Source organism: Acinetobacter sp. NyZ410 (genome assembly GCF_022828975.1).
GTDB classification, from domain to species: domain Bacteria; phylum Pseudomonadota; class Gammaproteobacteria; order Pseudomonadales; family Moraxellaceae; genus Acinetobacter; species Acinetobacter guillouiae.
In genome coordinates this window covers 1,700,383-1,713,110 of the sequence record NZ_CP094620.1, presented here as the reverse complement: position 1 = coordinate 1,713,110, position 12,728 = coordinate 1,700,383, and the positions used below count along the sequence as shown (strand labels likewise).

Here is a 12,728-nt window from a genome sequence, read left to right as displayed (position 1 = left end):
TTAAATTTTGAGCGACTTAATTTCAACTTAAAAATCTAAACTAAAACGGAACTGGACAATCAAATTGTACAAGCTCCTCTGTTTTAGGATGATGAAAACTCAGTTGTTGTGCATGTAGACAAAGTCGTGGCATAAGCTGCTGTTGTTCTACAGTTGCATATAAAGTATCACCAATAATAGGATGTCCTAAATATTGCATATGCACGCGTAACTGATGTGACCGTCCTGTAATTGGAGTTAACTCAACACGGGTTACAGCCTGTCCTTGAATTTGAAAATATTGGATTGCTTTCCAATGTGTTAATGCAGGCTTGTTATGTTCTGGATCAGCAATATGTAAGGGTGGATGTTCTGGATCATAAATCACAGGAACATCAACTGTGCCTTCACCATGTAAAGTGCCAGCAACAACAGCTTGATAGGTTTTAGAGGTTTGACGTTCTTGAAACTGTCTAGAAATACTTTTTTGTCCCCATTTACTCAGTCCGAATAGCAAAATCCCAGAGGTATCGCGGTCTAAACGATGAATGAGTAAAGTCTTAGGCTCGATTTTTAATAATCTGTTGATAACACAATCTTGTAAATCTGCTGTTTTTCCTGGAACTGTGAGTATACCTGCTGGCTTATGGATCACCATAAAATCATCATCACGATGGATCAGGTGTTCGGTTAGAAAATTACTCAAAGTTCAGTTCCAATGATCACGCAAACAAGCAGGCAATTCTAAGAATCTTGGAATGAAATTACAATCAAAATTATCTGATTTATTCGATTATTCTAAAGAAAGAATAATAAATCGTACAATTGCTTTAAATTCATTGGCAATTTACAAGACAATCAAAAACTTTAGATACATTTTGCCAATCAATTGTGGAGAAATTGGATTAATTCATTGAAAAAATAAATTATTGTCTATTTTTTGGTAGGCTAAAAACTTAACACCCTATTTTTTTAATGGTATAAACAATACCTTAAGATTAAATGAGCAAAATATGAATAAATTAAATTATAAATCTACATTGTCCATTTGTATTATTTCCGCATTTGCCATGACCGGCTGTGCAACTTCAACCCTTTTAAAGAAAGACAACGGTGTCCGTACCCGTAATGTTCAAACCGTATTGGTCAATGATACGGTTTTAGCATTTGGCAAACCATCACAAGCAATTTCTGCACTACCTTCTGACAGCATTGTTATTGCAGGACAAAAAAATAGTTATGTCATCACCAGTGGTGGTACTCGATTTGTCAAAGTGATCACAGGACTTGATCCAAAATTTATTCAAATTGATAAAGCGCTGACCTTCAATTCAGAAAAAAATGATGGGCATTTTTCAGGAATCCTACCACTCAAATATGTCAAACTTTCGGAAGATGTCACTAAACAAGATCGTGCATTCTTTATTGAAAATGGTGCAGAAGAATGTACCACTTCAAGTGATCAACGTCTAAAAGCACAACGTTTCTGTTTTAACATTGCCTTATCTGGTCTGGTTTACCCTTCTGCTTCTAATATTTCATCACTAAAAGCACTGAGTAAACCCTATCAAGTCAGTATCTATACCACTCAAGAGGTCAAAGATTACTCAAAGGCTGGCAGTAAAACTGCAGATAAACTGGTGTTATTCCCTTTTGCTGTCGCTTTTGATGTAGTGACTTTACCGTTCCAAGCGCTTCATAAGATTTTTGATTGATTGAAAATAATTCAGGATATTGCATACAATATCCTGAATCTTAGCAAATATAAAAATACGATTCTCAGTAGCATGATTCCACTTTCTTTTAACTATCTTTGGATTTTCTTTGTCGCCGGCTTTGGGACCATTATTTTTAGTCTCTTTGCGATTGGATTAATATTTAGCTCAAAATTCAGAAATGCCCTTAGGCATGGCAATATTTTTATTCAGTCTTTATTTGTCTGTAGTGTACTCTGCGTTTTTTTGAGCTTGGCACTTTATTTTCTTGTTCTATATACAAAAAATGAGATTGAAAAAGAGCATCATTCCCTACATAAAACATTAAGTTCGCCTGAGAAAATTTTAGGCATCCAAATGCCACAAGGGACTGAACTTGAATTATTTGCACCCAATCAATTGTCCTCATTGAGACAAGCCAAATTTCCCCAACCCGTATTATTTGGAAAGCTACAAATTAACAGCATGAAAATTCCTCGTGGTATTGATTTGGAACTTTTTGATGATCGTTCCACCACCTTAATGGGGACAGGTAAGGATACGATCGAAGGTTGGAATTGTCAGCTGATGAGCTATATTCAAGTCTATTTAGATGATGCTGGCAACATCGTTGGTTTAGAGCACTGTAATCTTGCTCAAGATACGCAGCTAGACAATATTACGCTTATGGCACAGGCAGGTATCGAGCGTTCTAAATATCAAAAATATCCAGACAACTTTGTTTCTACAGATTACTGGCGGATTCACAATCCCCTCACCCAATACAAAGCTGTTTCCCTACAATGGGCAAATGTCTATTTGGATCAAAATAAACAACTCATCGGGATTGAAAATGGCACACTGGCAGAAAAATTAACCTTAGGCGGTATTCAATATCCAGCAAATACTGAATTCAATTTACTGGTTCATCCTTTTACACAAGATGAAACATGGTTATTTACCCCGCCCAATGATCAAAATGCGATTGCTCGTAATGGCAAAGTCTATACGCATGATCAAACGATTCTTCAGCACCCTAATGGCAAAATTGAACAAATCCTCAATAGCAATGATCCTAGAATTTTAGCCCGAAGAATGAATCACTAATGCTTAAATATTGATATTCCAAACAGCATAAGCACTTTTCATGGTCTTTGACTTTTTATCTCTAATATTTATTTACAATTATTCATTTCAATTTTCAAATTCTTGACCACATGCTTCGCGTATAGCAATTTACTGCCATTTAAAGATCAATAGAAATCTGCTAGCCTAATCTACAAGATCAAGAACTGGCTTTTAAACGATATCAGCACCCATAAAATTAAACGCAAAGTACCAAAAATTAGATATTTTTTTTAATATTTAAGCCGATTGATAAAAAAACAAACAAATTCACAAAGATTCTGTTGTAAAAAACAACAAAATCTTTATAATCCAACTAAACAGACAAGTCTGTATAATTTGCTGAAAAAAACGAATGACATGTGCATTCAGAGGGTATAAGAATAAATATAAGAAGATGCTTCAAGCATCTCTTTACCTGATAATTTATTGTTATGACAATAAATTATCAGGTATATAAAAAACTTATCAGCAAAGCGCGATTCACTTCAAGTGATCGCGCTTTTTTATTTTCAAGTTTTAAGGAGTAAATTAAAACTTGAAAATAGTCTCGCTATTCTCATTCATGCTTTACGACGTATACGTCTCATGCTCAATTTTAACCTACAACGCAAGCCATTTATGAAATCTCAACAGACCCTAAACAAATCAGCAAGCGCAAATATTGATTACACTTGCAATCTGCGATTATTCAACAAACTTAAAGGTTAAACTGAACTCGGTTGGGCTAAAGCCAATTCCATCTGAATCAGGGTCTCTACCCGTCTCCAATAATCATCCAAACACACTTGCTGAGGATCTATTTGCGCCTGAATCGTCATTCCGTCAAGAAGACTCGACAAGAAAGAAGCAAGTTGAATATCTTGTTTAACACCTAAATGACGCAACGCATTACTCAAATGCCCTTTTAACCACTCTTTGTAGTCAGTTGCAGGTTGAAGTGATGACGGATAAACTTTTGAAATTTCTTCTACGGCTTTTTGGAACATACAACCATTAAAATCTTCACTATGAAACCATGCGTTGTACCATGTGAAAATGGCTTTAATATGAGATAAATAATCTTGTGGATCACATTTAGCGATTGCAGCATCTAATGATTCTTGCAAATTGAGATTTCTCGTGACCAAACATTCTTCAATCAATTTGGCTTTAGATGGAAAATATTTATAAAAAGTCATTTTTGCAACGCCAGACTCACTAATAATTCGGTCTATACCGATAGAATTATAACTATATGTATTAAAGAGATTCAACGCTGTATTAATGATGTCCTCTTTTTTTGACATTTGTTTTTACCTGATGTACAAAAATTTAAGATTAAAATTAAAGCATTAGCTTATAAGAACAGCACATAAATACGAATTACTTCAAGTGTATGCTAAGAATTATATCTTAAATTCATATGAATACTGAGTTTTTATAAAAAAACATCAAGACTACAAAGGCAAGTATATGAAATATAAAATATTAAACCTGTATAAATACTAGCAAAACAATTTGTTTTTTACTATTATAAAAACGGCAAAATTAAAATTTTAATGCAGCATATGAGCATATTATCTTTCACGCAATCTGAACATACTCGTTTCGAGTTGCTGCATTTCATTCAAAATTCCTTGCAACCTGAATTATGGCAGCAAAATACTCAAGCTATCGCAAATTTAAAGCGACAAACACACTGTCATGTTTTATTTAAGCACCCAATATTAGTCCAGTTGAATCAAAGCCAGCTGACACTTGAACAACTTAAATTTATTCATATTAATTATTTTACGGCGATTGTTAAAAATTTTACAGATGCACTTAGCATGGTAATTTATCAAGCCGTTAGCCTCGAAAAAAACCATAATATTCATCCAGAAAATAGGATTGCAGCGAAAATATATGCACGCTATTTACTGTCGCTAAACTTAATTGATGAACTGGGTTTCAATACACACCAAATCGAAAAAAGTGCTGCATCCAAATCACATCTGGTTTATTTTTTAAAATTGATGCAGCAGTTGGAATTAGACCCATTGGATCAGCAACAGACTGAAATAGAAGCTTTCGCATTGGCCCAATTTATTCACCGACATATCAATTCTTATACAGAATTATTGCTTATTTTGGCTTGTACAGAGCTGCAAGTCATAAAGTTTAGTGAAGCACTCCGTAACAACATGTCGATTTACAACAGTAAATTTATTGAAGGTTATTATGCTTGCCATGGTCTGGCTGATCAAAATGACGCGACCCTTGCCAATGATGACAACCATCAAGATGACATTTGGACCCTACTGATACAATGCTATGATCAAAACGACCAACAGTATTTGGACCAAGTCCAGTCTGAGTATTTAGCACTCTGGAATAATTTCTGGAGCAAAATGGCAATGCGTATAACTGAAATTTAAACGCTTACTTCATGATGGTTTTTTGATCCCATTGCTGAGATCAAAAATACTTTATTGTGGAGTCGTTGAGCGTCATTGTAAGACGTGTTGAGTTGGCATATTTTGTTTACGTTCTTGTAGTGCTCTCTTCATCACCTGATAACCGCCGGTTAAGCCTAAAGTCGCCATAATCACAGCCACAATAATATCTGGCAACATGCTTCCTGTACCAAAAACCCCAATAGCTGCAAAGATTACGGCGACATTTCCAATCGCATCATTACGACTACACAGCCAAACAGACTGCATATTGGAGTCGCCATCTCTAAAAGCATAAAGCACAAGGGCTGAAATCACATTGGCGATTAAAGCCAGTATACCAATCGCTCCCATGGTAATCGCTTCTGGCGGAATCCCTTTCGTATAGGCATAGATCGTTTTGCCGATCACGACAAAACCAAAAATTGCCATGATTGCCCCTTTAAACAAGGCAACAGTCGCTCGCCAATATAGCGTTGCGCCTAATACCGCTAAAGAAACGGCATAATTGATGGAATCACCAAAGAAATCCAGAGAATCGGCCCAAAGTGCAGAAGAATGTGCATACGCCCCACCAATCAATTCAACAAAGAACATGGCAAGGTTAATAAACAGTGCAATCCACAAAGCCGTTCTAAACTTGCTATTCGGTTTCTGTGGTGCAGGTTCATGACTACATGTACACGCCATGACACTTCTCCTTGATTCAATATAAATGGGCTTATCTGCTTATTTTTTTCAGTCAAGTTGGTGCTTTAAAGAAAATCAGCACATGCTTCAACAATGATGAAAAATTCAGCTATACTGCTATTTAAAACTATGGAGTTAGTCCAAGGTCAAGTTGATTCAGGAAAATAAAGCATGCAGCAATACTTAATTAGTGATCTCGCTAAAAAAACTCAGCTGTCGACGGATACTGTGCGTTTTTATGAGAAAAAAAATTTGATCAGATCCAGTTATCGTGCAGATAATAATTATAAATATTATGATGATGAAACATTAAAGCGGCTTATTTTTATTAAACGTTGCCGCGCATTAGATATGACCTTACATGAAATTACTCAACTTTTAGAGCATCTACAACATCCTGAACAAGGCTGTAAAATCATTGACCAATTGATTGAAGAACATATTCGACATGTAGAAACTCGAATATATGAATTACAGCATTTTAAATCGCAACTGCATGAATTACGTCAATCCTGCTCCTCGAACACCACCATTGATCATTGTCAGATTGTCAAAAAACTTGAAGCATCGGAATAATTTATAGTCAAACCATCTATTTATTCATACAAGTCATTGGTCATAAATGAAGCGTATATTTTTGCATGAACTTTAAAAAACTATTAGTTATCAACTCGTTTTTTGTCCTTTTAAATCATACAAGGTGTAGCTATCGCATGGCGACATGGATGTCGCCGTTGAGCGGGGGTATAGGATGTACCCCTCGCTCAGCAAAAGATTTTTGTCCCTTTTTATCTCTAAAAAGGGAGGCAATCGCCTACGCAAAGGTATTTAAACTTTGAATATAAGGTGCGGCATTGCAAGCTTTACAAGCTTTACAAGCTTTACAAGCTTTACAAGCTTTACAAGCTTTACAAGCTTTACAAGCTTTACAAGCTAAAAAATCACCCCATGCAATTGATTTAACTAAAAATATTTATTAATAAAAATTATATTCTTGTTCCTAAATTTTTTGACAGATTGACTATACATTGTGTTGAATGGGTCTTTCGGCTATTCCCTTTGCTGATTGAGCCCATGCGCTGATTTAAAAATAGTTTTGCGCAGCCATAGCGAAACACTGACCAACGCAATCAATACAGGGACTTCAACCAAAGGACCAATAATCGTGGTAAATGCGACAGGTGAAGCCAATCCAAATGTTGCAATCGCGACAGCAAGTGCCAACTCAAAGTTATTTCCTGCTGCGGTAAAAGAAATCGCCGTAGTTTTAGGATAATCATTGCCCATCCATTTGCTCATAAAAAAGCTCAGGAAAAACATCACCACAAAATACAGGGTTAATGGGATGGCAATTCGCAGTACATCGAATGGTAAGCTAACTACATCCGCCCCTTTTAAACTAAACATCGCCACAATGGTAAATAACAATGCCAATAAACTCAGCGGACTGACTTTAGCGATAAACGTATGTTGATACCAATCTAATCCTTTACGTTTAACTAGAATGATCCGGCTTAGAAAGCCCAATAAAAATGGGATACCTAGATAGATTAAAACTGCATGTGTAATCGTCCAGAAGCTAACATCAATAACTTTTCCTGCTACACCAAAATACGGTGGTAGAACTGTTAAAAACAACCAAGCATAAGTACTAAAAAAGACGATTTGGAAAATACTATTAAAAGCAACCAAAGCTGCGACATATTGGTTATCACCACATGCTAAATTATTCCATACCAATACCATCGCAATACAACGTGCTAAACCAATAAGAATTAAACCCGTCATATATTCAGGATAAGCATGTAAAAACACAATCGCTAAGGCAAACATCAGGCACGGCGCGATTAACCAGTTTTGTAGCAAAGACAAAGTCAGCGTTCGTTTATCTTTGAAGACTTCAGCTAAGGTCGCATAATCCACTTTGGCAAGTGGCGGATACATCATCAAAATTAAACCTATCGCAATGGGTATATTGACTGAATCTAGGCTTAAACGATTTAAAGCCACAGTAGCCTGCGGGAAATATACGCTGATGCAGATCCCCATTACCATCGCAATAAAGATCCATAAAGTTAAATTTCGATCTAAGAAAGAGAGCCGCGAAGTTGACTGATTTGAGTTCATAACAGCTTACTCACAACAACTGTTGATCTGGATCAAGTCTGAACGACCCACAACTGAATTCGCAGTTTGCGCTGCAATTATTTTTAATACAGCATTGGCCCATTCTGGTAATTCAGGATTTAAACGGTAATACACCCATTGGCCTTTGCGTTGATCAAGTAAAATGGACAAATTCCTCAACAAGGCCAAGTGTCTAGAAATTTTTGGCTGGCTTAAATTTAAGGCTTCGGTGATTTCACAAACACAAACATTCTCCTGTGCCAACACAAGTTTTAAAATATCCAAACGAGTTGGGTCAGATAAGCACTTAAAGAAATCGGGTTGATCCATCGCAATTACTCAATTTTATGGTTTAGCATATTCACTATTGCGAATATACGCATATCCATATATAAATGCAATATTGCTTTTTAACAGAGAGTCGATCGATGTCATCTCAAATTAAGATTTATCATAATCCTGCCTGTGGGACTTCACGCAATACCCTTGCACTCATTCGAAATACTGGTATCGAACCAGAAGTGATCGAATATTTACAGTATCCGCCAAGCAAAGCACAACTCATCGATTTGATTCAGCAATCTGCTTTGTCGGTACGAGATGCAATACGTAAAAATGTTGATGTTTATAAAACCTTAAAACTAGATCAAGCAGAGTGGACTGACGATCAGCTGCTTAATTTCATGTTGCAATACCCGATTTTAATCAATCGCCCCTTTGTCGTGACTGAATTGGGTGTTCGTTTATGTAGACCATCTGAATTGGTTTTAAATCTCTTATCTGCGCCACAGCGTGCTGCTTTTAGTAAAGAAGATGGTGAAATTATTATCGATCAGCAATTAAAAAGGCTTAAATAATTTTTTAGGGTTTTTCAAAAAACCCAATTAATTAAACATAAAATATTGAATATTAAGTGTTTTAATAAAAATTCACCCAGTTAATCCTGAGTGTTTTACTAGGTTGAATCTTATTTTCAAACCCTTACAATAAAACCATATTTTTAGTATGCCTTTTACATTTATATGAGCATCTCACACATTACTGAACTCCTATCACCAGCTGGATCATTGAAGAATATGCGTTATGCATTTGCTTACGGTGCCGATGCGGTATATGCAGGTCAACCTCGCTATAGCTTGCGAGTTCGTAATAATGAGTTTGATCATGATCATTTAAAAATAGGGATTGCTGAAGCGCATGCCTTAGGCAAAAAATTTTATGTGGTGGTGAATATTCAACCACACAATGCTAAATTAAAAAATTTTATTCGTGATCTTGAAACTGTGGTCGCCATGCAACCTGATGCACTGATCATGTCAGATCCTGGCTTGATCATGCTGGTTCGAGAAAATTTCCCACAAATATCCATCCATCTGTCTGTACAGGCAAATGCGGTCAATTGGGCAACCGTAAAATTTTGGAAAAATATGGGACTCACCCGTGTCATTTTGTCACGTGAGTTATCTATCGAGGAAATTGAAGAAATTAAACAGAATGTACCCGATATGGAAATCGAAGTTTTCGTACACGGTGCACTCTGTATGGCTTATTCCGGTCGTTGCTTACTTTCAGGCTATATGAATAAACGTGATGCAAATCAAGGCGCTTGCACCAATGCATGTCGCTGGGAATACAATATTCACGAAGCAACAGAAGATGCATCTGGGGATGTCATTCCAGTCCAACAACTGGAGACAGCATCAGACTGTTGCAACAATAAAGATGCCGACGAGCAACACGCCATACAACAACATCAATTTGGCGAACCGGTTTTATTACAACGTCATAAAGAAGACATGTTTGCTGCTGAAGAAGACCAACATGGCACTTACTTTATGAACTCTAAAGACTTACGTGCAGTTCAGCACGTAGACCGTTTAACCAAGATGGGCATCCATTCCTTAAAAATCGAAGGACGCACCAAATCTTACTTTTATTGCGCCAGAACAGCACAAATTTATCGCAAAGCGATTGATGATGCGCTACAAGGAAAACCGTTTGATCGGGCGTTAATGTCACAACTCGAAGGTTTAGCCAATCGAGGTTATACCGAAGGTTTCTTACGCCGTCATGTCCATGCTGAATATCAAAACTATGCAACGGGATCTTCTCAGTTTGATCATCAGCAATTTGTTGGTGAAGTGCTTGAACGCAACGATGATTACATCAAGATTGAGGTAAAGAATCGTTTTGTTGTGGGTGACTCTATGGAACTCATGACCACATCTGGCAACATCACATTTATTCTTCATGAAATTTTAGATAAAAATAGACAACCGATCATAGATGCAAAAGGCTCAGGATATATTGTAGAAATTCCAATTCCTGCTGATATTGATATGCAATATTCCTTATTAATTAGAAACTTACCAAATTCGACTGCTGATATTTCAGCATCATCATTGGCTTACCAAGCAGTTTAGGATATCGAAATGGCTTTAATGATTACAGACCAGTGCATCAATTGTGATATGTGTGTACCAGAATGCCCTAATCAGGCAATTTTTGAGGGCGAAAAGTTCTATGAAATTGATACACAGCGTTGTACTGAATGTGTCGGATTTTATGAGCATCAAACCTGTGTGGATGTCTGTCCGATTGAATGTATTGTTCAAAATCCACAACATATAGAAAGCAAAGCGCAATTATTAAATCGCTTTCATTATCTAAGTTTGTTTGGCTAAGACAAAATGCGACACCAATTCTAATCTTGGAACGTATTTTGCTTAGTTAACGCATAGATTCAGATAATAATAACAATAAAGAAAATGGAGCTGAGCTGTATGGCAACACAGCTCATGAAAAGGGGAAAACAACAACATTAGGGAAAAGCCAAGGTGTATTTGGGGAACACTTTGGCTTTTTTCTTAGTTATATTTAAAAATTCTATTTACTAAAAAACAATTATAATTATAATTATAAACAAATAATCAAAGACTTATATTTATGAAATCTATAGTTATGTTTAATAACAAAGGTGGTGTAGGAAAAACCACCTTACTTTGTAATATGGCTGCATATCTTCAAATCAAGCATCAAAAAAAAGTTATAGTAGTCGATGCTGATCCACAATGTAATGCCACAACTTATATGTTTAACAATGATCAAATTGAAGAAATATATGAGCAAAAAAATACTATAAATAAAATTATTGAACCTTTATCAAAAGGAAAGGGTTATATTTCTGGAAATTTACCAATTAAAAAAAGCCCAAATTTTGAAGTAGATATAATTCCAGGAGATACAAAATTATCACTTAGTGAAGATTTTCTCAGTAAGGATTGGATTGATGGAAAGTCAGGTGATTATCGTGGTTTACAAACAACCTTAGTTTTTAAAGACTTGCTAATTAAACTTGAAGTTCTAGGATATGATTATGTTCTTTTTGATGTTGGCCCATCATTAGGCGCTTTGAATCGCTCTGTTTTAGTGGCTAATGATTTTTATATTGTACCTATGTCATCGGATGTATTTAGTTTACAAGCTATAGAAAACATACACCAATCGTTATCAACTTGGGAAATACAATTGAATCGTGGATTAAATGACTATTTTGAAAAAGAACAAGAAAACTTTTGCATTTCTGACAATCAGATAAATTGGTCGCTTCAATTTGCAGGCTATATTACACAGCAATATAAGGCTAAAACTACAAATGGAGTTAAAAGACCTGTAAATGCTTTTGAAAAAATTATAAAAAAAATACCTAGCACAATTAGCCTATTATCGTCAAAGAATACTCATTCTTTAGCTCAAGATAAATTAGGAGAAATTCCAACTCTTAATAGTTTAATACCACTATCTCAAAGTGCTGCTGTACCTATTTTTGCTTTAAAATCAGAACATGGAGTCGTTGGTTCTCATTTTAATAAAGTTAAAGAGTATGAAGAAACAATTAGTATGATTACTCATAAATTATTAGAAAATATTGGTGGAATAAATGATTAAATGGCCTCAAGAGCTTATTGAAGATGTTGCTAGACGGAAAACCATTCTCATTCTTGGTGCTGGAATTTCAAAAAATTCAACGAATAAAGACGGAATACGCCCTAAGGATTGGAAAGAGTTCTTAATCCATGCAACTGAGCAAGTTAGTAATAAAATTAAAACTGAAATTAATAAGCAAATTAAATCTGGAGATTACTTAACTGCTTGTGAATTAATAAAAAATGATTTAGGTCGAGATAATTTTAATACATTGATAAAGAAAGAATTCCTCAAACCACAATTTAAAAAATCATGTATTCATGAATACATTTACAATCTTGACTCAAGAATTGTAATTACTCCTAATTTTGACAAGATTTATGATGTATATGCAAACAATATTTCTGAAGGTAGTACTCTAATAAAAAGTTTTGATAGTATTGATTTAGCAGATTGTATTAGAAGACCAGAACGGTTAATTATTAAAATCCACGGAAGCGTTGATACTACTGATAATATCATTTTCACTCGTAAAGATTATTCTGAGGCGAGGACGAAATATAGAGATTTTTATCAAATTATTGAAGCACTTTCACTTACACATACTTTTATTTTTTTAGGCTGTGGTATTAATGATCCAGATATAAGATTAATTTTAGAAGATTTAAACTTTAAATATCCTTTTTCAAAGCAACATTACATTATTATGCCTAAAAATACAGTTCACAACAAAATTAAAGAGATTAGACTTCCTTCATAAATCATTTTT

Annotated in this window: 15 protein-coding genes; 10 read left to right on the top strand and 5 right to left on the bottom strand. The window is 35.2% G+C overall.

Going from position 1 to position 12,728, the window contains the following annotated elements; genetic code table 11:
* Window positions 1-40 precede the first annotated feature (40 nt).
* Complete coding sequence (locus MTO68_RS08065) at window positions 41-685, bottom strand: RluA family pseudouridine synthase (protein WP_244015580.1); 645 nt, start codon at window positions 683-685, stop codon at window positions 41-43.
* A gap of 307 nt (window positions 686-992) precedes the next feature.
* On the opposite strand from MTO68_RS08065, the gene MTO68_RS08060 reads away from it, so the two are divergent.
* The gene (locus tag MTO68_RS08060) at window positions 993-1,694 is read left to right on the top strand and encodes a hypothetical protein (RefSeq protein ID WP_034617784.1); all 702 of its coding nucleotides are present in this window, start codon (window positions 993-995) and stop codon (window positions 1,692-1,694) included.
* Between the two features lie 357 nt (window positions 1,695-2,051).
* Complete coding sequence (locus MTO68_RS08055; protein ID WP_227504284.1) at window positions 2,052-2,780, top strand: hypothetical protein; 729 nt, start codon at window positions 2,052-2,054, stop codon at window positions 2,778-2,780.
* 725 nt (window positions 2,781-3,505) lie between these two features.
* Here MTO68_RS08055 and MTO68_RS08050 read toward each other — a convergent pair.
* A complete protein-coding gene (locus MTO68_RS08050) occupies window positions 3,506-4,087 on the bottom strand; it encodes a TetR/AcrR family transcriptional regulator (protein WP_004721722.1) in 582 nt (193 codons plus the stop codon).
* A gap of 261 nt (window positions 4,088-4,348) precedes the next feature.
* On the opposite strand from MTO68_RS08050, the gene MTO68_RS08045 reads away from it, so the two are divergent.
* The gene (locus MTO68_RS08045; protein WP_244015579.1) at window positions 4,349-5,197 is read left to right on the top strand and encodes a hypothetical protein; all 849 of its coding nucleotides are present in this window, start codon (window positions 4,349-4,351) and stop codon (window positions 5,195-5,197) included.
* A gap of 72 nt (window positions 5,198-5,269) precedes the next feature.
* On the opposite strand, the gene MTO68_RS08040 is transcribed toward MTO68_RS08045, so the two are convergent.
* Window positions 5,270-5,905, bottom strand: a complete 636-nt coding sequence (locus tag MTO68_RS08040; RefSeq protein WP_004820297.1) for a cation transporter — start codon at window positions 5,903-5,905, stop codon at window positions 5,270-5,272.
* 171 nt (window positions 5,906-6,076) lie between these two features.
* On the opposite strand from MTO68_RS08040, the gene MTO68_RS08035 reads away from it, so the two are divergent.
* Both MTO68_RS08035 and MTO68_RS23115 read left to right on the top strand, forming a co-directional pair.
* The gene (locus MTO68_RS08035) at window positions 6,077-6,481 is read left to right on the top strand and encodes a Cd(II)/Pb(II)-responsive transcriptional regulator (protein ID WP_004721728.1); all 405 of its coding nucleotides are present in this window, start codon (window positions 6,077-6,079) and stop codon (window positions 6,479-6,481) included.
* A 278-nt stretch (window positions 6,482-6,759) separates the two neighbouring features.
* Window positions 6,760-6,885: a hypothetical protein gene (locus MTO68_RS23115; protein ID WP_279578604.1), complete on the top strand. Its 126-nt coding sequence runs from the start codon at window positions 6,760-6,762 to the stop codon at window positions 6,883-6,885.
* Window positions 6,886-6,955: 70 nt separating this feature from the next.
* Here the strand turns inward: MTO68_RS23115 and arsB are convergent, their stop codons facing one another.
* Entirely contained in the window at window positions 6,956-8,032 is a 1,077-nt protein-coding gene (arsB, locus tag MTO68_RS08030) for an ACR3 family arsenite efflux transporter (protein ID WP_244015578.1), read from the bottom strand.
* A gap of 6 nt (window positions 8,033-8,038) precedes the next feature.
* Window positions 8,039-8,362 carry a metalloregulator ArsR/SmtB family transcription factor gene (locus MTO68_RS08025; RefSeq protein WP_244015577.1) on the bottom strand — a complete coding sequence of 108 codons (324 nt, stop codon included), beginning with the start codon at window positions 8,360-8,362 and terminating at the stop codon, window positions 8,039-8,041.
* 98 nt (window positions 8,363-8,460) lie between these two features.
* On the opposite strand from MTO68_RS08025, the gene arsC reads away from it, so the two are divergent.
* The 5 genes from arsC to MTO68_RS08000 all read left to right on the top strand — a co-directional run bounded on the left by arsC (window position 8,461) and on the right by MTO68_RS08000 (window position 12,719).
* Complete coding sequence (arsC, locus tag MTO68_RS08020; protein WP_244015576.1) at window positions 8,461-8,889, top strand: arsenate reductase (glutaredoxin); 429 nt, start codon at window positions 8,461-8,463, stop codon at window positions 8,887-8,889.
* A 165-nt stretch (window positions 8,890-9,054) separates the two neighbouring features.
* Complete coding sequence (gene yegQ / locus MTO68_RS08015; protein WP_244015575.1) at window positions 9,055-10,455, top strand: tRNA 5-hydroxyuridine modification protein YegQ; 1,401 nt, start codon at window positions 9,055-9,057, stop codon at window positions 10,453-10,455.
* Between the two features lie 9 nt (window positions 10,456-10,464).
* Window positions 10,465-10,716 carry a YfhL family 4Fe-4S dicluster ferredoxin gene (locus MTO68_RS08010; protein WP_004721738.1) on the top strand — a complete coding sequence of 84 codons (252 nt, stop codon included), beginning with the start codon at window positions 10,465-10,467 and terminating at the stop codon, window positions 10,714-10,716.
* A gap of 262 nt (window positions 10,717-10,978) precedes the next feature.
* Window positions 10,979-11,980 (top strand): ParA family protein, encoded by a 1,002-nt coding sequence (locus tag MTO68_RS08005; RefSeq protein WP_151807083.1) that lies wholly within the window; start codon window positions 10,979-10,981, stop codon window positions 11,978-11,980.
* Window positions 11,973-12,719 carry an SIR2 family protein gene (locus tag MTO68_RS08000; protein WP_244015574.1) on the top strand — a complete coding sequence of 249 codons (747 nt, stop codon included), beginning with the start codon at window positions 11,973-11,975 and terminating at the stop codon, window positions 12,717-12,719. Before MTO68_RS08005 ends, MTO68_RS08000 begins: the two co-directional genes overlap by 8 nt.
* The last annotated feature ends 9 nt before the right edge of the window (window positions 12,720-12,728 follow it).